General features: G+C 73.6%; 24 protein-coding genes and 1 pseudogene. 12 read left to right on the top strand and 13 right to left on the bottom strand.

Annotated features, from left to right (window positions below; translation table 11 throughout):
* Window positions 1-73: 73 nt before the first annotated feature.
* On the top strand, window positions 74-553 hold the full coding sequence (locus AB0B35_RS13245) for a DUF4231 domain-containing protein (protein WP_361044537.1): 480 nt from the start codon (window positions 74-76) through the stop codon (window positions 551-553).
* Here the strand turns inward: AB0B35_RS13245 and AB0B35_RS13250 are convergent.
* Window positions 546-899 carry a hypothetical protein gene (locus AB0B35_RS13250; protein WP_361044539.1) on the bottom strand — a complete coding sequence of 118 codons (354 nt, stop codon included), beginning with the start codon at window positions 897-899 and terminating at the stop codon, window positions 546-548. The genes AB0B35_RS13245 and AB0B35_RS13250 overlap by 8 nt on opposite strands.
* 47 nt (window positions 900-946) lie before the next feature.
* A complete protein-coding gene (locus tag AB0B35_RS13255) occupies window positions 947-2302 on the bottom strand; it encodes an AlkA N-terminal domain-containing protein (protein ID WP_361044541.1) in 1356 nt (451 codons plus the stop codon).
* Window positions 2303-2423: 121 nt separating this feature from the next.
* Between AB0B35_RS13255 and AB0B35_RS13260 the strand changes: the two genes are divergently transcribed.
* On the top strand, window positions 2424-3221 hold the full coding sequence (locus AB0B35_RS13260) for an isocitrate lyase/phosphoenolpyruvate mutase family protein (RefSeq protein ID WP_361044544.1): 798 nt from the start codon (window positions 2424-2426) through the stop codon (window positions 3219-3221).
* 1 nt (window position 3222) lies between these two features.
* On the opposite strand, the gene AB0B35_RS13265 is transcribed toward AB0B35_RS13260, so the two are convergent.
* Window positions 3223-4440, bottom strand: a complete 1218-nt coding sequence (locus tag AB0B35_RS13265) for an SLC13 family permease (RefSeq protein WP_361044547.1) — start codon at window positions 4438-4440, stop codon at window positions 3223-3225.
* Between the two features lies 1 nt (window position 4441).
* Window positions 4442-4852 carry an ArsC/Spx/MgsR family protein gene (locus tag AB0B35_RS13270; protein ID WP_361044550.1) on the bottom strand — a complete coding sequence of 137 codons (411 nt, stop codon included), beginning with the start codon at window positions 4850-4852 and terminating at the stop codon, window positions 4442-4444.
* An 87-nt stretch (window positions 4853-4939) separates the two neighbouring features.
* Between AB0B35_RS13270 and AB0B35_RS13275 the strand changes: the two genes are divergently transcribed.
* The 4 genes from AB0B35_RS13275 to AB0B35_RS13290 all read left to right on the top strand — a co-directional run bounded on the left by AB0B35_RS13275 (window position 4940) and on the right by AB0B35_RS13290 (window position 9334).
* Window positions 4940-6418: a SigE family RNA polymerase sigma factor gene (locus AB0B35_RS13275; protein ID WP_361044553.1), complete on the top strand. Its 1479-nt coding sequence runs from the start codon at window positions 4940-4942 to the stop codon at window positions 6416-6418.
* Between the two features lie 134 nt (window positions 6419-6552).
* Window positions 6553-7992 (top strand): SigE family RNA polymerase sigma factor, encoded by a 1440-nt coding sequence (locus tag AB0B35_RS13280; RefSeq protein WP_361044554.1) that lies wholly within the window; start codon window positions 6553-6555, stop codon window positions 7990-7992.
* 37 nt (window positions 7993-8029) lie between these two features.
* Window positions 8030-8464, top strand: a complete 435-nt coding sequence (locus AB0B35_RS13285; RefSeq protein WP_361044556.1) for a hypothetical protein — start codon at window positions 8030-8032, stop codon at window positions 8462-8464.
* Between the two features lie 96 nt (window positions 8465-8560).
* The gene (locus AB0B35_RS13290) at window positions 8561-9334 is read left to right on the top strand and encodes a class I SAM-dependent methyltransferase (protein WP_361044559.1); all 774 of its coding nucleotides are present in this window, start codon (window positions 8561-8563) and stop codon (window positions 9332-9334) included.
* A 4-nt stretch (window positions 9335-9338) separates the two neighbouring features.
* Here AB0B35_RS13290 and AB0B35_RS13295 read toward each other — a convergent pair whose 3' ends face one another.
* From AB0B35_RS13295 to AB0B35_RS13315, 5 genes are all read right to left on the bottom strand, one after another.
* Window positions 9339-9602 (bottom strand): hypothetical protein, encoded by a 264-nt coding sequence (locus AB0B35_RS13295; protein ID WP_203692694.1) that lies wholly within the window; start codon window positions 9600-9602, stop codon window positions 9339-9341.
* A 171-nt stretch (window positions 9603-9773) separates the two neighbouring features.
* On the bottom strand, window positions 9774-11348 hold the full coding sequence (locus AB0B35_RS13300) for a DEAD/DEAH box helicase (protein WP_361044561.1): 1575 nt from the start codon (window positions 11346-11348) through the stop codon (window positions 9774-9776).
* A gap of 285 nt (window positions 11349-11633) precedes the next feature.
* Window positions 11634-11906: a hypothetical protein gene (locus tag AB0B35_RS13305; protein WP_360529764.1), complete on the bottom strand. Its 273-nt coding sequence runs from the start codon at window positions 11904-11906 to the stop codon at window positions 11634-11636.
* Between the two features lie 49 nt (window positions 11907-11955).
* Window positions 11956-12528, bottom strand: a complete 573-nt coding sequence (locus AB0B35_RS13310; RefSeq protein WP_361044563.1) for a dihydrofolate reductase family protein — start codon at window positions 12526-12528, stop codon at window positions 11956-11958.
* 84 nt (window positions 12529-12612) lie between these two features.
* Window positions 12613-13131 carry a PadR family transcriptional regulator gene (locus tag AB0B35_RS13315; RefSeq protein WP_361044566.1) on the bottom strand — a complete coding sequence of 173 codons (519 nt, stop codon included), beginning with the start codon at window positions 13129-13131 and terminating at the stop codon, window positions 12613-12615.
* A gap of 126 nt (window positions 13132-13257) precedes the next feature.
* On the opposite strand from AB0B35_RS13315, the pseudogene AB0B35_RS13320 reads away from it, so the two are divergent.
* A pseudogene (locus tag AB0B35_RS13320) lies at window positions 13258-13596 on the top strand (ATP-binding cassette domain-containing protein); the annotation flags it as partial.
* A gap of 9 nt (window positions 13597-13605) precedes the next feature.
* Here the strand turns inward: AB0B35_RS13320 and AB0B35_RS13325 are convergent.
* Window positions 13606-13812, bottom strand: coding sequence for a hypothetical protein (locus AB0B35_RS13325; RefSeq protein ID WP_203692689.1), 207 nt, complete (start codon window positions 13810-13812; stop codon window positions 13606-13608).
* Between the two features lie 227 nt (window positions 13813-14039).
* Between AB0B35_RS13325 and AB0B35_RS13330 the strand changes: the two genes are divergently transcribed.
* Both AB0B35_RS13330 and AB0B35_RS13335 read left to right on the top strand, forming a co-directional pair.
* Window positions 14040-14387, top strand: coding sequence for a YciI family protein (locus AB0B35_RS13330; protein ID WP_361044569.1), 348 nt, complete (start codon window positions 14040-14042; stop codon window positions 14385-14387).
* The gene (locus AB0B35_RS13335) at window positions 14380-15594 is read left to right on the top strand and encodes an RNA polymerase sigma factor (protein WP_361044571.1); all 1215 of its coding nucleotides are present in this window, start codon (window positions 14380-14382) and stop codon (window positions 15592-15594) included. Before AB0B35_RS13330 ends, AB0B35_RS13335 begins: the two co-directional genes overlap by 8 nt.
* Before the next feature lie 9 nt (window positions 15595-15603).
* Here AB0B35_RS13335 and AB0B35_RS13340 read toward each other — a convergent pair whose 3' ends face one another.
* From AB0B35_RS13340 to AB0B35_RS13350, 3 genes are all read right to left on the bottom strand, one after another.
* On the bottom strand, window positions 15604-16191 hold the full coding sequence (locus AB0B35_RS13340; RefSeq protein ID WP_361044573.1) for a hypothetical protein: 588 nt from the start codon (window positions 16189-16191) through the stop codon (window positions 15604-15606).
* A 100-nt stretch (window positions 16192-16291) separates the two neighbouring features.
* Complete coding sequence (locus AB0B35_RS13345) at window positions 16292-16945, bottom strand: MBL fold metallo-hydrolase (RefSeq protein WP_361044576.1); 654 nt, start codon at window positions 16943-16945, stop codon at window positions 16292-16294.
* Window positions 16946-16992: 47 nt separating this feature from the next.
* Complete coding sequence (locus tag AB0B35_RS13350; protein WP_361044578.1) at window positions 16993-17655, bottom strand: GntR family transcriptional regulator; 663 nt, start codon at window positions 17653-17655, stop codon at window positions 16993-16995.
* Between the two features lie 379 nt (window positions 17656-18034).
* Between AB0B35_RS13350 and AB0B35_RS13355 the strand changes: the two genes are divergently transcribed.
* From AB0B35_RS13355 to AB0B35_RS13365, 3 genes are all read left to right on the top strand, one after another.
* Window positions 18035-19093: a 3-deoxy-7-phosphoheptulonate synthase gene (locus AB0B35_RS13355; protein ID WP_361044580.1), complete on the top strand. Its 1059-nt coding sequence runs from the start codon at window positions 18035-18037 to the stop codon at window positions 19091-19093.
* A 193-nt stretch (window positions 19094-19286) separates the two neighbouring features.
* On the top strand, window positions 19287-20144 hold the full coding sequence (locus tag AB0B35_RS13360) for an alpha/beta hydrolase (RefSeq protein ID WP_361044583.1): 858 nt from the start codon (window positions 19287-19289) through the stop codon (window positions 20142-20144).
* A gap of 56 nt (window positions 20145-20200) precedes the next feature.
* Window positions 20201-20569: a VOC family protein gene (locus AB0B35_RS13365; protein ID WP_361044585.1), complete on the top strand. Its 369-nt coding sequence runs from the start codon at window positions 20201-20203 to the stop codon at window positions 20567-20569.
* The last annotated feature ends 42 nt before the right edge of the window (window positions 20570-20611 follow it).

Raw genomic sequence — 20611 nt, forward strand, 5'->3', positions numbered from 1 at the left:
TCAGGTAGTTCCATCGCGTCTGGTCCCGGAACACGTTGCGTGCCACCATCATCGGGACTTTCAGGAGGACGCGATGGCGGACGGCACGGCGCAGAGCATCTGGTGGCAGCGGCTCACCTCACCCGGCGGCGCACAGCTGCCGATGAGCGTGCAGGAGCGCCTGCTGTGGTACGCAAAGCAGGTGACCCGCCAGCGGATCACGAACTACACCCTGGAGGGCGTGACCGTCGTGGTCGCCGCGAGCATCCCCGCCGCGGCCGCGCTCGGCGCGTCGACCGCGGTCACCGCGGTGCTCGGCGCGGCGGTCGCGGTGCTGGCGGGGCTGCGGCAGCTGATCCGGCCGGGCGAGAGCTGGGTCCGGGCCAGCGCCACGCTGGTCGCGATGCAGCGCGAGGCCGTGGTGTGGAGCGCGGGCGCGGTCCCCTACGACGGCGAGCGCGCGGAAACACTGCTCGTCGAGAACGTGGAGAGCCTGGTCGCCGCCGAGACGTCGCAGTGGGCCGAGCAGCGCACGGTGCGCCGCTCGGAGCCGGAGCAGCAGCCGGTCAGCTGACGTACCAGTCGAACAGCTCCCAGCCGGGCGGGGTGGCCATCACCAGCAGCATCAGGGCGGCCGCCACCCCGGCGACGGCGAGCAGCCGGCGGGTGAACACGTCGGCCTGGACCTGCGGTGAGCGCCAGGCGCGCCACGCGAACAGCAGGATGACCGCGGCGGGCACGAACCCGAACATGGTCACCAGGACCGCCGGCCAGGACCAGCCGGGCGGGGACTGCTCGGGGAAGTACGCGGCGTCGGTGACGAGGTAGGCGACGGCCCCGTAGAGGTAGGCCAGCACCAGGGCCAGCAGTGCGGCGCTGAGCATCCCGGCGGTGCCGCGGCTGATCGATGTTGCTCGCATCGGCGCACCGTAACGCGAGCCGTGCCGCCCGGCAAGCCACCGGACCGTCACCCGGCGAGGTGTCCGAAGGCGTACGCCCGCCAGGGCCGCCACCGCTGCGCCGGTTCCCCGTCGCCGGGCCAGGCGTCGGGGTCGCCGAGCGCGCGCATGGCGATGTGCTCCACGGTGGACTCGTCCAGTCCGGGCAGGTCCCGCAGCCGCTGCCGGGCCTCCACCCAGTCCGCGCCGACCCCGAGGTCCAGCCTGCCCGAAGCCACCGCGCCGACGAGCGCGGCGAACGCCTGCGCGACCGGGGCTTCCACGTCGAGCACCGCCGGGTCGGCTCCGGCCAGGGCGGACAGGTCGGGGAACACCCGGGTGAGCGCGCCGTCGGGGTCGGTGACCGGGTCGCCGTACGCCATCGCCAGCCGCGCGGCCGCGGCCGGGCCCAGCACCGCGCGCACCGCCAGCTCGACCCCGTCCACGGCGCGCGGCACCCGCCGCCCCGGCACGGCCGCGACCAGCGGGGCGAGCAGCGGGTCGGCGGCGAGCGCGGCGTCCACGGCGACCGGGTCGGCGTCGAGGTCGAGCAGCCACCGGCACCGGTGGACGGCGCTGCCGAGGTCGCGCAGGTCGGCCAGGACCAGCCGGCAATCGACGTGCCCGGCGGCCGGGCGCAGCTCGACGATGCCGGTGCCGTGCGGCAGCCGTAGGGTGCGCCGCAGGGTGCCGTCGCGCCATTGCTCGACGCCGGGCAGCGCATCCGCGGCGAGCTGCGCGAACAGCTGCTCAGCGGCCAGCGGGGCCCGGTAGGGCAGGCGGACCGTGACGGTGCCCGGCGCGACCTGCGCCCGTGCGCCGCGGCTGACGCGTTCCCGCAGCTCGCCGGGGGTCAGGCCGAAGACCTCGCGGACCGTGTCGTTGAAGCTGCGGATGCTGCCGAAGCCGGCCGCGAACGCGATGTCGCCCATCGGCAGGGTGCTGGTCTCGATCAGGGTGCGGGCCGCCTGGGCACGCTGCGCGCGGGCGACCGCGAGCGGCCCCGCGCCGAGTTCGGCCTGCACGTGCCGTTGTACCTGCCGGGTGCTGTAGCCGAGCCGGCCGGCCAGGCCGGGCACACCCTCCCGGTCGACGACCCCGTCGGCGATGAGCCGGACGGCACGGCCGACCAGGTCGGCGCGGGCGTTCCACTGCGGCGAGCCGGGGCTGGCGTCGGGGCGGCACCGTTTGCAGGCCCGGAATCCGGCCTGCTGGGCGGCGGCCGCGCTGGGCAGGAAGGTCATGTGCCGCACCTGCGGCGGCGGCACCGGGCAGCTCGGGCGGCAGTAGATGCGGGTACTGGTCACCGCGGTGAAGAACCAGCCGTCGAAGCGGGCGTCGCGGGAGTGCACCGCCCGGACGCAGCTCTCGAAGTCCTCGTGCATGCCCCCACCGTAACCAGGGCACGGACCGGGTGACTCGCGAGAAAACGACATCATGATCGCGAGCCACGCTGATGTCGTTTTCCCGCCAGCCGCCGTCGGGGGCCCGTGGTGGACTGGGCCCATGACGATCACCAAGTACGACGCCTTCCGCGCCCTGCACCAGCCGGGCACCCCGCTCCTGCTCGCCAACGCCTGGGACGTGGCCACGGCCCGGCTCGCCGAGCAGGCGGGCTCGGCCGCGGTCGCGACGACCAGCGCCGGAGTGGCCTGGAGCCTGGGCGCGGCCGACGGCGGCGTGCTGGACCGCGACCGCGCGGTCGCGCTGGTGACCCGGGTCGTCGGCGCGGTGTCCGTGCCGGTGACGGCCGACATCGAGGGCGGGTTCGCCGATGACGCGGCCGGGGTCGCCGAGACGATCCGGCTCGTGGTCGCGGCCGGTGCGGCCGGGGTCAACCTGGAGGACAGCGACCGGGTCGGCCCTGCCCCGCTGCTGCCGGTGGACGAGGCCGCCCGGCGGATCGCCGCCGCCCGCGACGCCGCCGGCGCGGGCCTGTTCATCAACGCCCGGGTCGACACCTTCCTGCGCGGCGGCGACGTCGCGGACGCGCTCACCCGGGCGCGGGCGTACGTCGCCGCGGGCGCGGACGGCGTCTTCGTGCCCGGCACGGCCGACCGCACCGTGATCGCCGAGCTGGTCGGCGGGGTCGACGCGCCGCTGAACATCCTGGCCGGGCCGGGCTCCCCCACCGTCGCCGAGCTGGCCGAGCTGGGGGTGGCCCGGGTGAGCCTGGGCTCGTCGGTGGCCGAGGCGGCGTACGCGGTGATGCGCCGGGCGACCGAGGAGCTGCTGGCGAAGGGCACCTACGACACCCTGGCCGGGGCCGTCAGTTACGGCGAGCTGAACCGCCTGCTGGCCTGAGTCACCGGGTCAGCAGCAGGGTGGCGGTCCCGGCGGCCAGCGCCGCGGCCCCGGTGACCGCCCCCGTCAGCGCGAACCTGCCCCACCGGATGCGCACCCCGGCGGCCTGGCAGCGCTGCGCCCACAGCAGCGTCGCCAGCGACGCCCACGCGGTGACCAGCGGGGCGACGTTCGCCCCGAGCAGCAGGCCGAGCAACTGGTCGCGGTGCCCGGCGGCGACCACGGCCTCGCCCGCCACGTACGCGGGCAGGTTGTTGACCGCGTTGGCGAGCAGCCCGCTGGTGACCGCGGCCCGCACCACGCCCACCGCACCGGGATCCGCCCCGATCATCGCCGCCATCAGGTCGGCCAGGCCGAGCCGCCCGACCGCCTCGACGGTCAGGAACAGGCCGGTGACCAGCACGAGCAGCCGCCACGGCAGCAGGCTCCAGCCCAGCGCGGCCCGGTCCCAGCGGGCGTACGCGGCGACCAGGACCAGCGCGCAGACCGCCGACACCAGGTCCAGCCGCTCGCCCCACAGCACGCCCGCGAGGAACGCCGTGCAGGCGGCCGCCGCGGCCAGCAGCAGCCGCCGGTCGCGCGGCCGCACCGGCGCGGGCGGGAGGTAGCGGGCCGGGTTGCCGCGCCAGTAGAAGATCCACAGGCAGGCGCCGACAGCGGCGAGCACGGCGAGCTGCGGCAGCGCCATCGCCCCGGCGAACCCGCTGACCGACAGCCCGATCCGTTCCGCGGCCAGCAGGTTCGTCAGGTTCGACACGGGCAGCAGCAGGCTCGCCCCGTTGGCCAGCCAGATCGTCGTCATCGCCAGCGGCAGCGGCGGCACCCCGGCCCGCGCCGCGGTCGCCAGCATCACCGGGGTGAGCAGCACCGCGGTCGTGTCGAGGTTGAGCAGCGCGGTGGTCGCCGCGGCGAAGGCGAAGCAGAGCGCGAACAGGGCGACGTTGCGACCGCGGGCCCAGCCGGTCAGCCGGGTGGCGATCACGTCGAACAGCTCGGCCCGTGCGGCGAGCTCCGCCAGCACGATCACGGTGCCCAGGAAGATCAGGATGGGCAGGATGCGGCCGCCGGTCGCCAGCGCGCCGGCGGGCGGCACCAGCCCGGTCGCCACCGCGACCAACCCCGTGCCGAGCAGCGCGAACGCGAGCAGGTCGAGACCCCTGGTCCGGGCGCGCGTGGGCCCGGTCCCGGCGGCGTCCGCCGGGACTGTCGCCTGTGCCATGTCAGTCGGTGATCGGGGTCGCGGGTGCCGGTGCTGCGGCGTCCAGGGCCTGCGCCAGGGCTTCCGGCGAGCGCCCCACGATCGCCGTGCCGTCGTCGAGCAGCAGGATCGGGCGTTGGATGAGCTGCGGATACGCGACCATCGCGGCGATCCAGCGCGGCCGGTCGGCCTCGTCCCGGCTCCAGCCGGCCAGCCCCAGCTCGGCGGCGGCCGGCTCACCCAGCCGGCAGATCTCCCACGGCTGAGCGCCGAGCCGGTCGAGCACGTCGGCGAGCTCGGCCACGGTCGGCGGCGCGTCCAGGTACGGCCGCAGCGTCACCGGCACCTGGTTGAGCTCGAAGGCCTCCCGGGCGGCGGCGCACTTCGAGCACGAGGGGTTGTTCCACATCTCCACGCCGCTATCCTCACCCATCCCGGGATCTGCTCGACCAGCGGTTCAACCTGACCCGCCGGTCAGACGGTACCTGTTGCTGACCGGGACGATCAGGAGGCGACGGGGATGGCCGATACGGCGACGTTCGACGAGTTCGTGGTGACGAGGTCGCGGCACCTGCTGCGCGTGGCGTACCTGCTCACCGGCGATCACGCGCTGGCCGAGGACCTGTTGCAGACCGCGCTGGCCAAGTCCTGGGCGGCGTGGCGGCGCATCCACGGCGACCCCGAGCCGTACGTGCGGCGGGTGCTCGCCAACACGTACAACTCCTGGTGGCGACGCCGCTGGCACGGCGAGCGCCCCACCGAGACGCTGCCCGAGCACGCCGCGCCGTCGCCGCACAGCGCCGTCGACGACCGCGACCAGCTGCGCCGCGCCCTGGCCAGGCTCCCCCGGCAGCAGAAGGTCGTGCTGGTGCTGCGCTACTTCGAGGACCTCAGCGAGGCCGAGATCGCCCGGACCCTGGGCATCTCCGCGGGCTCGGTGAAGACGCACGCGTCCAAGGGGCTGGCGAAGCTGCGGCTGGACCCGAGCCTGCGGGAGCTGCCGCAGCCCGTCGAGGACGCGCCGACCGGCAACGAGCGGCTCTCCGCGGTGCGCGCCCGCATCACGCGGGGCCGCCGCCGCGGCATCGCCGGGGTGGCGACGGCCTGCCTGATCGCGCTGGCGCTGATCGCCGCGTACGCGCTGCTGCCGCACCTGCGCACGCGGGCGCTGCCGGAACCCGCCTTCCCGATCGAGATGCCGCGGTACGCGCAGAACCGGGCGGCGTTCGCCGACGTCGACTACTACCGCCTGACCGCGTCGGCCCAGCACGACTACACGCCGCACCTCGACCCCGCGCTCACCTGGACGCCCAGCGGCCGCCTGGAGGCGTTGTTCCTCTCCTGCCGCCACCTGGGAGAGCTCAACACACTGATCATCAGTGTCCGGGTGAACGGGCGAACAGCGGGCATGGGCCTGGACCTCTGCAACGGCGAGGGGCGGATGGGCTTCGACGGCTTCTTCACCGTGCTGGACCCGGTGGCGCTCGACCTGGTCGCGGGCCGCCCGGCGACCGTGACGCTGGACCTCGCCTTCGGCCAGCACGGCGACGAGCCGCTGCCCGAGGGCACCGTCGCGGTGGCGGTCGGCGAGCCCGCCACTTACGCGGAGCTGCCGTGGCCCGGCGCGACCCCGTCGAGCACGCCGCTGGACCGCACCCTGCACAGCGGTGTCGACCCGGCCACGGTCGCCATGTTGGAGTCCGTGGGCGCGCGCACCGCCACGCTCACCTGGAACGGGCCGCTCACCGTGTGGGCGAACACGCAGGCACCAGGCCGTCTGCGCATCCTCGTGGACGGCGTGCTGGTGTCCACGCTGGACTTCGGCGCACCGTTCATGACTCTCGCAGGCGGCACGGGCATCTCGCTCGACCCCGCGATGCGTTACGACAGCGGCTTCCGCTTCACGCCGCGGCCCGGCTCGCAGCTCACCATCACGGTCGAACCCGAACGCATGACCGGCGACTGGTACGTGGCGATCTACCCGCAGCAGCCGAACTGATGCGACCGGTGGCTGACCGCGACCCGGCCGGGCACGTAACCTACGGGCGAAGTTTTCTGGCGACACCACCCCACCGACGCCGCCGTCCAACCGGTACGTGTTGCTGACGGCGGCGATCAGGAGGCTTGCGGAGCATGGCCGGCACGGCGGAGTTCGACGAGTTCGTCATGGCGCGGTCGCGGCACCTGCTGCGCATCGCGTACCTGCTCACCGGCGATCACGCCCTGGCCGAGGACCTGCTGCAGACCGCGCTGGTCAAGTCGTGGGCGGCCTGGCGGCGCATCCACGGCGACCCGGAACCATACGTGCGGCAGGTCCTGCTCAACACGTACCGCTCCTGGTGGCGCCGCCGGTGGAACGGCGAGCGGCCCGCCGAGTCGCTGCCCGAACAGGCCATGCCCGCGCCGCAGACGGCGGTCGACGAGCGCGACGAGGTGTGGCGGGCGCTCGGCCGGCTGTCCCGGCAGCAGCGGGTCGTGCTGGTGCTGCGTTACTTCGAGGACCTGACCGAGGCCGAGATCGCCAAGGCGCTCGACATCTCGCCGGGCTCGGTGAAGAGCTACGCCGCCAAGGGCCTGGCCCGGCTGCGGCTCGACCCCGACCTGCAGGCCCTGCCCACGGTCACCGAGGATGCCCCGGCCGGCAACGAGCGGCTGGCGGGCGTACGCCGCCGGATCGTGCAGCAGCGCCGGGGCCGCCTGGCCTCCGCCGCGGCGGCGCTCGCCGTGATCCTGGCCGGCCTCGCCGGATACGTCGTCGCGCCCGGCGGCCAGACCGACGGGCTGGCCGGTGTGCCCGACTTCCACCAGGGCTACCGCATCACCGAACGCGCGCAGGCCGGCTTCCCCGACGGGACCGGCGAGCTGACCTTCACCCCGTCCACTCTCGACCTGGCGTTCTTCCCGGCGTGCACGCACTCGGGATACGAGCTGCCGCTGGAGATCAAGGTGTGGGTCGGCGGCCGCGAGCTCGGGGCCGTGGGCTGCGAGACGGACGGGCTGTCCTTCGAGAGCCGGCTCACCCCGGCCGCCGACACCCTGCGCGCCGCGGGTGTCGAGGTGGGCAAGCCGGTAACGGTCAGGTTCGACCTGGACGTGACGTACGTCTACCCGGGCACCTCCGGCTCGGTCCCGGAGCCGACGTCGCCCGCCCCGGCCGACGGTGTGCTCGCGCTGCTCGTCGGCGAAGCCGTCGGGTTCGACCAGGTCGACCTGCCCGAGCGCCCGGCGGTGCTGGCCCCGCTGGAGCGGCCCGCGTACGCGAGCGGCACCAGCGTGCTGCTCACCGCCGACGGGCCGCGCACCGCCACGCTGGACTGGCGCAGCGGCGGGGTGCGCATCATGGCCCGCTCGCAGACGCCGGGCGTGCTCCGGCTGCGGATCAACGGGGTGCTCGTCGACGTGAAGACCTGGTGGGACTACGACCAGCGGACGTGGCAGTCGGAATTCGCGCCCGCCGGCGACGACGCGAAGGTGCGCGGGCTGAGCGCCCAGTATCCGGACCAGCTCACCATCACCGTCGAGCCCGAGCACCTGACCGGGGACTGGTGGCTGGCGGTGATGCCCGCGGGCTGACCTCGGGCGCGCCGGACGGGCGGGTTAGGGTCGGGCTGTGGCGGAGCAGTCGGACTGGCGCGCGCAGCGCGATCACGCGGTGGCGCAGCATGCGCTGGCCGAGCAGCGCCGCCGGGCGGCCGAGACGGCGCGGGCGATGGAGCTGGTGACCCGGTTCGCCCGGGAGGCGGCCGCGCGCGGGCTGCGCACCACGGCGCTGACCGCCTTCGCGTACGACGGCGGCGGGCGGTACCGCACCAGCCTGCGCGGCTGGTACGTGCACCGCAACCGCACCCTCGCCGTCACCGAGGACGGCCGCTACTACGTGCTCGGCGTGCCCTCGTCGCTGCGAGCCCGCCTGCTCGGCGCGGAGGTGCCGCCCGCCGACCCGCCGCTGATCGTCGGCCGGGGCGCCCGGGACGGCGAGTCGATGCCGCTGGAGACGCTGCTGCAGCGCCGCCTGGACGCGGGCGACGACTGGCCGGGAGCGTAACGACGCCGGCCGCTCCATTTCGGAGCGGGCGGCGCACGCGACGCGATCGTTTCCCCCGAGTGTCGCGGCGGCCGCGATGGCACTACGCTCTCGCGAATGAGTGACGCGCGCGCCCAGGGCCTCATGTTCGGCGAGATCGCCGAGGAGTTCGACCGGATCCGTCCCGGATACCCGGAAGGGCTCGTCGACGACGTGCTCGCGTACACCGGGATCGGGGTGCAGGCGCTGGAGGTCGGGGCGGGCACCGGCAAGGCGACCACCGCGTTCGCGGCACGCGGCCTGCAGATCACCGCGATCGAGCCGGACCCGAAGATGGCCGCGCTGCTGTCCGAGCGGCTCGCCGGGCAGTCGGCGGTGCGCATCGTGGTCGCGCTGTGGGAGCAGTACGAGCCCGACCTCGCCTTTGACCTGCTGTTCTGCGCGCAGGCGTGGCAGTGGACCGACGGCTCGCAGCGCTGGCGGCGGGCCGCGGCGGCGCTCACCACCGGCGGCACGATCGCGCTGTTCTGGAACTTCGACCGGATCGCCGACGACGACCTGCGCGCACTGGTCCGCGAGGTGCACGCCGGATACGCCCCGCACGCGATGATCGACGAGGAGCCCGCGGACGGCACCGACCTGTCGGCGTACTGGCCGGGCCCGGACCTGGCCGCGCTGCCCGAGTTCGGCGACCTCACCGAGCGCCTCTACACCTGGGAGCGCACGCTGTCGGCCGACGACTACGTCTCGTACCTGTCGACCCAGCCGACGTACCGGATCCTGCCGGAGGCGACTCGCGAGGCGCTGTTCACGGCGCTGCTGCAGCGACTGCCGGAGAAGGTGACGCTGGCTGTGGAGACCCTGCTCTACCTGGGCCGCCGCACCGCCTGACCGGTCAGGCGACCCGGCGGCGCATCGAGTAGGTGACGGCGTGCAGGCGGTACGGCTCGGTGTGCAGGAACACGGCACCCCGGTCGTACGCCTGCCAGCCCGACTCGCCGGCCCGGTTCAGGTGGCGCAGGTCGTCGAAGCGCTCGTCGGTGCCCCACCGCTCGACACCGTCGGGCCCGTGGAAGACCGCGTCCCAGTCCATGAAGCGGTCCGCGCCCAGGGTGCCTGCCGATCGGTACTCGAGCCGTGCGTACTGCCAGCGCGTCATGCGGTCATTGTGCCGCAGCCATACGCGGCCTGTCCAAACGCGACCACGCTGCGTCGCCGTCGCCCCTCCCCCTGCAACGACGTTGGCCCCTCTCATCGACTTCGACCTACTGATAGTCGATGAGCTGGGCCAACGTCTGCGGAGGTCGGGGCTGGGGAGGCGGGTGCCCGGTCAGCGGGAGCGGCGGCCGCGGCGCGAGCGGCTGGAGCGGCGGGCGGGCTGGTCCGAGCCGGAGGCGGCGGGGACCTGAGCGGGGGCCTGGGAGGGAAGCACGGCCGGGGTGCCCGACGGGGTGCGCGCTCCGGTGATCCGGGCCAGTTCCTGGTCGTGCGGGCGGACCGCGGTGGTGCGAGCGTCGACGCCCGCGGCGGCGAGCAGGCGCGCGGTCTCCCGGCGCTCCTCGGCCACCACCAGGGTGACGACCGTGCCGGTGCGCCCGGCGCGGGCGGTGCGGCCGCCGCGGTGCAGGTAGTCCTTGGCGTCGTTCGGCGGGTCGTAGTTGACGACCAGGTCGAGGTCGTCGATGTGGATGCCCCGCGCCGCCAGGTCGGTGGCGATCAGCGCGTTGACCGCGCCCGACTTGAACTGGTCGAGGATGCGGGTGCGCTGCGGCTGCGACTTGCCGCCGTGCAGGGCCGCCGCGGTGACGCCGCTGGCCAGCAGCCGCCGGGCGACCCGGTCGGCGCGGTGCTTCGTCTTCACGAACATGATCACCCGGCCGTCGCGCGCGCCGATGTGGGCCGTGGTGGCGTCCTTGTCGGCGGCGTCGATGTGCAGCAGGTGGTGCTCCATGGTGGTGACCGCCCCGGCCGGCGGGTCCACCGAGTGCCGGGCGGGGTCGTTCAGGAAGCGCCGGACCAGCCGGTCGACGTCCCCGTCGAGGGTCGCCGAGAACAGCAGGCGCTGTCCGCCCGGCACGGTCGCCGTCAGCAGCGAGCTGACCTGGGGCAGGAAGCCCATGTCGGCCATCTGGTCGGCCTCGTCGAGCACCGTGATCTCGACCTGGTCGAGCCGGCAGTCGCCGCGGTCCAGCAGGTCGTTGAGGCGACCCGGGGTGGCGATGACGATCTCCGCACCGTTGCGCAGCTGGTCGCCCTGGCGGCCCAGGGACAGGCCGCCGACGACGGTGACGGTGCGCAGGTTCAGCGCGGCGGCGTACGGGGCCAGCGCCGCGGCGACCTGGGCGGCGAGTTCCCGGGTGGGGACCAGCACCAGGGCCAGCGGCTGGCGGGAGCGGGCGCGCCGGCCCGCCAGGCGGGTCAGCATCGGCAGCCCGAAGGCGAGGGTCTTGCCCGAACCGGTGCGGGCCCGGCCGAGCACGTCGCGTCCGGCGACGCCGTCGGCGATGGTGCGCGCCTGGATCGGCGACGGCACGGTGAGGCCCTGCGCGGTGAGCACGGCGGCCAGCGAGGGGTGCAGCGGAAGCTCGGCGAAGCTCGCCGCCAGCGGACCCGTGGCCTCCGGCGGCGCGGCCTGCGCCTGGGCGGGCGCGCCGGCCGGTCGAGTCGCCCGGCCCGGGCTGGACTGGGCTCCTGCCGCCCTGGCGGCGGGCACCTTGGCCTTGGGCGTCTTGGTGGTAGGCGCATCGATGACGGACCTTCTGGCAGCCGACGTCGTGGCCGCGCCGGTGGCGGCCTCGGACTGGCGGCCGGTCGCCTTCGTGCCGCCGGACTGGGCGGCGGACGCCGGGCGGCGACGGCGGCGACGGGCGGGGTGCTGGGAGGAACCGGGAACTACGGTGGTCAAAACGGAGCCTTTCGCTGTCGGCACGCCGCGCGAAGGCTCTCGACCCGGTCACGCCAGGGAGAGTCGACAGGTAACGAACCGGCTGACGGAGGTGCTGGACCCGGCTCAGCGGCGGGAATGCCGTGGAACCGGACGACAGAGCATCGCATGCCACGCTCGGCGGCGCGGCGGGATTCTCCGGCGGGAACGCAGGGCCCGGTGGGCCGTGCGTGATCAATTATTCTCCACACTACACGCCGGGAGGCCGCCCGGTGGGCGTCCCGGGTGCCGCCAGGTGTGTCCTGGCTAACCCAGTTCCATCGCGACCAGGAGGAATACGGCCAGACCGGTGGTGATCCCGATCGCCATGGCCAGCGGCAGGCCCGCCCCGAAGAACGTGGCGACGAAGGTGGCGAGGGCGCCCGGGATCGCGAAGAAGGCCGCCGCCTGCGGTGGCTTGCGCCGCGCGTACGACATGGCGGCCTTCAGCACGAACTTCGCCACGATGCCGGCGAAGGCCAGGATGGCCAGCGCGGCCAGGCCGAGCAGCGCCCACAGCAGGACCTCACCGGCAGACATGCGACCGAAGGTAGCCGCTGCGCGGTTGCGGGGCCAGTGACCGCCGTTGCTATTTCACGACTCGGAACCGCAGGTGCGTGACGTGGGGCGACTCCTCGACCGCGAGCCGTTCGAGTTCGATGTGGTCGGTTCCGAGGTGCTCGAACAGCCGCCGCCCGCCGCCGAGCAGCACCGGCGCGAGCTGCAGGTGGATCTCGTCGAGCCGGCCGGCCCGCAGCGCCTGCTGCACGACGTCCGCGCCCATCAGCGTCACCGCCCGCTCCCCCGCCGCCTCGGCGGCCCGGTCCAGCGCGTCGGCCAGCCCGGTGGTCACGAAGGTGAACGTGCCACTGCGCTCGGTCCGGTCCGGCGCCGGGCGGTGGGTCAGCACGAAGCAGGCAACCGGGTACGGGGTGTCGCCCCAGACGCCCACCCCGACGTCGAACGTACGGCGGCCCAGCAGGACGGCCCCGGTCAGCGCGAACTGCCGCCGCATCGCCGCGGCGTCCACCTCGTCCGCGTCGTCGAAGATCCACCGGTGCAGCCGCTCGCCGCCTCGGCCCATCGGGTGGTCCGCACCCACGTCAGGCCCGGCCATGTAGCCGTCGAGCGACATCGTCACGTGCGCGATCACCTGTGCCATCGCCACCATCCCCGTAGAGGCTCATGAATACGGCTCCATGCTGCCACGATCCACTGCGGACGGTGGGCGCCGCCCCGCCACGCATCAGCCGAGCAGTTCGGCCTCCGCGTCCTCCAGGAAGGTCAGGTCCGCGGTGACGTGCCGGGCCGCGGCCGACAGCAGCAGGCGCACCACGGTGTCGCGATCCGGGTCGCGGCGCAGAGTCTCCAGGTTGCGCAGCTCGCGCAGCAGGTGGGCGCGCTGCGCGGCGAGCACCTGCGCCATCGTGTCGCGGTCGCCGGTCCGGGTCGCGGCCACCACCTTCAGGAACAGGTCGTCCCGGAAACCGGCGGTACGCGGGCTGGGCGAGGTCATCCAGTCGTCGAGTTCGCGCTCACCGGCGTCGGTCATCCGGTACACCACGCGGTCGGGTTTGACCTCCTGCGCCATCCGGCTGGAGTCGACGAGGCCGTCCCGGGAGAGCCGGTCGAGCACCTGGTAGAGGTGCCCGATGTTGAGCGCGCCCCACTGTGGCCCGACGGCGGACTCGAAAGCGCTCTTCAGCTCGTAGCCGTGGCTGGGCCCCTCGCGCAGCAGGGCCAGCACCGCATGCTGGATCGGCATGGCTCACCACCCTCCCTTCTCGACATCACAGCTGTGTCACAACCGCCCGAACGGACCTTGCATTGTGACAATGTAACACCGACAGTGATCGCCATGACCGACAGCACGACGGGGGCCGGCGCCACGGCGGGCCGGGAGAACGCGCTGCCCTCGCAGCTGTCCGGCGGGCAGCAGCAGCGCGTCGCCATCGCCCGCGCGCTGATCGGCGCGCCCAGCCTGCTGCTGGCCGACGAGCCCACCGGCAACCTCGACTCGCGCACGGGCACCGAGATCCTCGACCTACTGGCCGCACTGCGCGCCGAGCACGCCATGACGGTGCTGGTCGCCACGCACGAGCAGCACGTCGCCGCCGCCTGCGACCGGCTCATCCGGCTGCGCGACGGCGAGGTCGTGCAGGACGTGTCACTGGCCGGCGGCGAGGAGCCCGAGCAGACGCTCAGCCGGCTGGGCGGCCCACGCCTGTGATCGTGAAGCTCAGCGGCGGCAGAACGGGTAGACGCGGCCCTCGACCGTGCGCGTCTGGCCGTCCGGCGACTGCACGAAGTAGGTGCTCCCGCGCACCCAGGTGCGCTGCCCCGGGCGGACCAGCACGGTCTCGGACAGCTCCATCACGTAGTCGCCGATGGTCAGCACGCTGACCAGCAGCAGGCGATCAGCGACAGCAGGTTCAGTGACGAGCATGTGACTCTCCGGAGGGGGCGGGGAGCGCTCACGTTACCTCCGCGCCCCCACCTGGGGGAAGGGGTGTTCGTCTATACGTGCACCACGCCACACATACGCTCCCCGTCCGGCCAGGTCAGGCCCGCTTTCCACACCGCGTGCCGGGTGGTGTCGATTCCGGCGGATGCTGTTCGTATGGACAGTGAGCGGCCGCCACGTCACCGGCCGCCGGGACGAGGAGCGCCGCCATGAAGCAGTACCTGCTCAGCATCTACCAGCCCGACGGCGGACCACCGCCGCCCGAGGTGCTGGACCCGGTCATGCGGGCGCTGGCCACGCTGAACGCCGAACTCGACGCCGCCGGCGTGACCGTCTTCCGCAACGGCCTGCTGCCGCCGGAGACCGCCACCGTGGTCCGCGCCAAGGGCGACGACGTCCTGCTCACCGACGGCCCCTACCTGGAGGGCAAGGAGCACGTCGGCGGCTTCTGGATCATCGAGGCGCCGGACCTCGACGCGGCGCTGCGCTGGGCGGCCAAGGCGGCCCGCGCGGTCACCCTGCCGATCGAGGTACGCCCGCTGCACTCCGGTGCCTGAGCCGGCCGACGTAGCCGGGGTCTTCCGCGCCGAGTACGGCCGCGCGGTGGCGGTGCTGGTGCGGGCGTTCGGCGACATCGACCTCGCCGAGGAGTCCGTCCAGGACGCGTTCGCCGAAGCCGTCCGGCGCTGGCCAGACGGCGGCATGCCACCCAGCCCCGCCGGCTGGATCATCACCACCGCCCGCAACCGCGCCGTGGACCGGCTGCGGCGCGAGGCGACCAGGGACGACCGGCAGGCGCAGGCCGCGCTGCTGGCCGTCCCGGACCCGCCCGCCGAGGAGGGGCCCGTGCCCGACGACAGGCTCCGCCTGATCTTCACCTGCTGCCATCCGGCGCTCGCGGTCACCGCCCAGGTGGCGCTGACCCTGCGCCTGCTCGGCGGCCTGAGCACCGCCGAGATCGCGCACGCGTTCCTGGTGCCCGAGGCGACGATGGCGCAGCGGCTGGTCCGTGCCAAGAACAAGATCAAGGGCGCGGGCATCCCGTATCGCGTTCCGCGCGACGCCGACCTGCCCGCGCGCCTGCGCTCCGTGCTCGCCGTGGTCTACCTCGTCTTCAACGAGGGCTACACGGCCAGTTCCGGGGACACGCTGGTGCGCGCCGACCTGTGCCGCGAAGCGATCCGCCTGGGACGGCTGCTCGCCGAGCTGATGCCCGACGAGCCGGAGGCGCTGGGCCTGCTGGCCCTCATGCTGCTCACCGAGTCGCGCCGCCCCGCGCGCACCACGGCGACCGGGCAGCTCGTGCCCCTGCCCGATCAGGACCGCACCCGCTGGGATCGCGAGCTCGTGGAGGAAGGGCTGGCGCTGGTCCACCGGTGCCTGCGGCGGCGGCAGCTCGGCCCGTACCAGCTCCAGGCCGCGATCAACGCGGTGCACGCCACGGCCCCCGACGCCGTGTCCACCGACTGGCCGCGCGTGCTCGCCCTGTACGACCGCCTGCTCGCGCTGACCCCGACGCCCGTGGTGGCGCTGAACCGGGCGGTCGCCGTGGCCGAAGTGGACGGTCCGGGCCCCGCCCTGACCCTGGTGGACACACTGGACCTGGACGGCTACCACGTTTACCACGCCGTCCGCGCGGACCTGCTGCACCGCCTGGGCCGCGACACCGAGGCCGCGCGGGCCTACCGGACCGCGATCACCGGCACCGCGAACGAAGCCGAGCGGGCCTTCCTGCAGGACCGCCACGACGCCCTGGGCCGCTGAGCGCCGCGATCAGCCCGCGCACACGGCGGGTACGCGCTGGTCCTTGCTCGTGCCCTTGACGATCGCGTCCACCACGGTGAACACCTTGCCGTCGTAGTCGGGCCCGGCCGCTCTGAGGTCGGTGAGCCGCTTGCTGACATAGCTCACGTCGGCGCGCATCGCCCCGGCCAGCCGCTGGTCCACCGCGCTCGCCACCCGCCGGGCCAGGTGGTCTCGGTAGTCCGCGAGCGCCTTCTGCAGGTCCGCGAGAACCTGGCGCTTGGCCGGGTCGCCGCCCGCGATCCGGCCCTCGACGAGCCCGACGTAGCGCTGCGTCAACGTGACGACCCGCTGGTAGACCTCCCGGCGACCGGCGCAGATCGCCTGGTCGGCCGCGGAGAGTCCGGCGGCCGCGCCCGGGACCGGGCTCTTCGGCCCGCCCGGGGCTGCGCTCGACCCCGTGGTCGTCGACGGCACGGCCGCGCCCGGGGCGGGCGACCCCGAACCGACGACCGCACCCGGGGAGGGCATCGCTCCGGGCCTGGTCGGGTTGCCGCCGCAGGCGGTGGTGGCAAGCAGGGCCGCACCGAGCACGGCCGAGACGAGAAGACGCCGCATGTGTCGCACTCCTGATCAGTACGCGAACTGCGACAGCCTGCCACCTTTCGCGACCGCGGTGGGGGCGCTCCGGCATCGCCTGGATCACATCACCCGGCGGTCACCAGCCGCGGGTTCGCCATTCCGGCAGGGAGGGGCGCTCGCGGCCGAGGGTGCCGTCCTTGCCGTGGCCGGGGTAGAACCAGGTGTCGTCCGGCAGGCGGTCGAACAGCTTCGTCTCGACGTCGTGCAGCAGCGAGGCGAACGCCTGCGGGTCTCCCCAGGTGTTGCCGACCCCGCCCGGGAACAGCGAGTCGCCGGTGAACAGGTGCGGGTGCCCGTGCGGGTCGCGGTAGAGCAGCGCGATCGACCCCGGGGTGTGCCCGACGAGGTGGATGACCTCCAGCTCGGCCTGCCCGACACGCACGGTCTGTCCTTCCGCGACGGTCCGCGCCTTGACGGGCAGCTCGTCGGCGTCGTCCGGGTGCGCGATCGGCGTCGCGCCGGTGGCCGCCACGACCTCGGCGAGCGCCTGCCAGTGGTCGCCGTGGCGGTGCGTGGTGACCACGGTGGCCAGGCCCGCGTCACCGGCCAGGGCCAGCAGGGTGTCCGCGTCGTTGGCGGCGTCGATCAGCAGCTGCTCGCCGGTGGCCCGGCAGCGCAGCAGGTAGGCGTTGTTGTCGTGCGGTCCGACGGACACCTTGCTGATGACGAGGTCGTCGAGTTCGCGTACGTCGGCGGCCGCGCCGCGGCTCACGTCTCCGGTGTAGGGCACCCTCGCAGACTATCGCCGGGCACGGCGCCGCGCCCGGCAGCCGCGGATCAGAACAGGCGGGCCAGGATCAGGGCGAGGGCTTCCTCGGCGTGGCGGCGGGACAGCTCGGCCGCCCGGTCGGCGTCGCGTTCGCGCAGCGCCTCGACCAGTTCCTGGTGCTCGGACTGGGAGGCGACGATCTCGTCGGGGCGGTAGTGCCCGGCGATCTGCTCGTTGAAGTAGTACAGGTGGTTCTGCTCGATGACGCGGGCGAGCCGGGGGTTGTGCGCGGCCTCGACGATCAGGTGGTGGAAGCGGTCGTTGAAGAGCACGAACTCGTCGGCCGGGCCGTCGGCGGACCAGGTGTCGCAGTGTGCCGCGATGGCGGCCAGCTCCGCGTCGCCGGCGCGCTGGCAGGCGAAGCGGGCCGCGAACGACTCCAGCGCCATGCGCACCTCGTAGATGGCCACGATCTCGTCGCGGCCGTGCTGGCGCACGATCCAGCGGCGGCGGTGCGAGACGATCAGCCCGTCGGCGGCCAGGCGCTGCAGGCTCTCCCGGATGGGCGTACGGCTGACCTGGAGCTTCTCCGCGATCACGGCTTCGACCAGCGGCTCGTTGGGGCCGATCTTGCCGAGCACGATCTGGTCGCGCAGCCACCGGTAGACGTTGTCGGACAGCGTGCGGGTGGCGTGCATGGGTTCGGCGGGCAGGTCTTGCGCTGCGGGCACCTGGCCGCCTCCCTCGTCGTGTCGCTTCCGAGCGCCCACAGTAAACGTATCGACGCGACGGCTGCCATGAGTCCATCACCACAGCCACGCTCAGCCTGCCCGATCCGCCCGGCGGTTTCCGCCCCGGTGTCCGGTTCCCGGGAACAGCGGTCTGGATCGATGCCGTCACATGGGGTAGGCTGTCGCCGTGGTTCGCATGTATTGGCGCTTTACGCTGGCTCTGGGTGGAGCCGGCGGTTCATTGCGCTGACCGCGATTCCACCCAGAGCCAGCAGGGCGAAGACGTCTCGTCTTCGCCCTTTGCCATGTCATGGACGGGCTGGCCTGGGACTTTCCGAGGTGCGGGGCCCGTCCCCCCACGGAACCGGGAGACGCTCCGATGACCCAGACCAACGACGTCCACGTCCTGTCCTTCGAGCCGCTGCAGCCACCGCGCGAGCTGCTCACGCAGCTGCCGCTCGGTGATCATCGCGCGGCGCTGGTGGAACGGTCCCGCCAGGAGGTGCGGGAGGTGCTCACCGGCCGCGACGACAGGCTGCTGGTGGTGGTCGGCCCGTGTTCGGTGCACGACACCGAGGCGGCCATGGACTACGCCCGCCGGCTGGCCGAGGCGGCGAAGAAGCACTCCCGCGAGCTGTGCGTGGTGATGCGGGTCTACTTCGAGAAGCCGCGCACCACGATCGGCTGGAAGGGCCTGATCAACGACCCGGGGCTGGACGGGACGTACGACGTGCACCGCGGGCTGCGCACCGCGCGGGCGCTGCTGCTCGACATCCTCGACCTGGGCGTGCCGGTGGGCTGCGAGTTCCTCGACCCGACCAGCCCGCAGTACATCGCCGACGCGGTGACCTGGGGCGCGATCGGGGCCCGGACCATCGAGAGCCAGGTGCACCGCCAGCTCGCGTCGGGCCTGTCCATGCCGGTCGGCTTCAAGAACACCACCGACGGCGGCGTGCAGGGCGCGATCGACGCCTGCGAGGTCGGCCGCAACAGCCACGTCTTCTTCGGCGTGGACCACGACGGCCGGGCAGCGATCGTCACCACCACCGGCAACGAGGACTGCCACGTGATCCTGCGCGGCGGCCGCAGCGGCCCGAACTACGGCCCCGAGTCGGTGGCCGCGACGCTGGCCATGACCGAGAAGGCCGGGATGAAGCACCGCCTGGTCATCGACGCGAGCCATGGCAACAGCGGAAAGAGCCACGAGCGCCAGGCTGTCGTCTCCGACGAGATCGCGGCGCAGATCGCGGGCGGCCAGGCCGGTATCGCGGGCGTGATGCTGGAGAGCTTCATCGTCGCGGGCCGCCAGGACCTCGACTCCGGCCAGCCGCTGACCTACGGCCAGAGCGTGACGGACGCCTGCATGAGCTGGGAGACCACCGAGCAGGCCCTGGCCACCCTGGCCCAGGCCGTCACCGCCCGCCGCGCCGCCGCCTGACCCCGGCCACACTGCCAAGATCGCCGTTTCCGGCCGGAACCTCGGGTGACGCCGCAGGTTCCGGCCGGAAACGGCAATCTTCGTCTACCGGACGCCGCTCCCGGCGCCAAGGTCGCCGTTTCGCGGCCGGCACACCGGGGCGCGACGGATGATGAGGCCGGGAAAGGCGATCGCCGGCGCACGGAGGCACGTGGTGGACATTCCCGAAGTCAGGCACCGGTTCGCCGACGTCGGCGGCGTACGCGTGTTCTACCGCGAGGCCGGCGACCCCGGCGCGCCGACACTGCTGCTCCTGCACGGGTTTCCCAGTTCGTCAGCGCAGTTCCGGCGGCTGATCGACGCGCTCGGCGGGCGCTTCCACGTCGTCGCGCCGGACCTGCCGGGATTCGGGCAGACCGAGGCCCCGGCGGGCTTCGTGTACACCTTCGAGCGGCTGGCCGACGTGGTCGAAGGCTTCGTGGAGCGGCTCGGCCCGCACCGGTTCACGATGTACGTCTTCGACTACGGCGGGCCCGTCGGCATGCGCGTGGCCGCGCGGCGTCCGGAGTGGATCGCGGGCCTGATCGTGCAGAACGCCAACGCGTACGACGAAGGCCTGTCCGACCTGGCCCGGGGCCTGGTCGCACACCGGCCCGGCGCGCCCGGCGCACGGGAGGCGGTCGCCGAGATCCTGGTACTCCCGGTGACCCGGGGCCAGTACGAGGGCGGCACGAGCGACGCCGAGCTGATCGCCCCCGACGGCTGGACGCTCGACCAGCACTACCTGGACCTGCCCGGCCGCCGCGACGCCCAGATCGACCTGCTGCTCGACTACCACACCAACGTCGCGCTGTACCCGGACTGGCAGCGCTGGCTGCGCGAACACCGGCCGCCGGCACTGGTCCTGTGGGGCGCCGGCGACGCGTTCTTCACCGTCCCGGGCGCAGAAGCCTACCTGCGCGACCTGCCCGAGGCGGAGCTGCACCTGTTCCCGACCGGGCACTTCGCGCTGGAGGAGTGCCTGCCCGAGATGGCTCCGCTGATCGCCGCGTTCCTGGACCGGATCGGGTGACGGCGGCTCCGTCCGCCTGAGCCCGCCGGTCGGCGTACGCCGCTAGATTGGCAGGCATGCTCGATCACCTGTCGATCCAGGTCGCCGACGTCGAGGCGGCCGCGCACTTCTACGACACCGTGCTGGAGCCGCTCGGCGGGCGGCGCGTCCTGGAGTTCGGCGACGTCATCGGCTACGGCGTCGACCGGCCGGTGTTCTGGCTCGGCCCGGTGACGACCGACGGCGCGGCGCGCGAGGCGCACATCGCCTTCGTCGCCGCCGACCGCGCGGCGGTCACCGCGTTCTTCGCGGCGGCCGTCGGGACCGGGGCGGAGGTGCTGCACGAGCCGCGGGTGTGGCCCGAGTACCACGAGAACTACTTCGGCGCGTTCGTGCGCGACCGCGACGGCAACAACGTGGAGGCGGTCTGCCACCTGCCCGGCTGACCGTGCCCGGCACACCGCCGCGCTCATGATCGTCCGACTTGC

The sequence above is a fragment of the Catellatospora sp. NPDC049133 genome, assembly GCF_040648455.1.
GTDB lineage: Bacteria > Actinomycetota > Actinomycetes > Mycobacteriales > Micromonosporaceae > Catellatospora > Catellatospora aurea.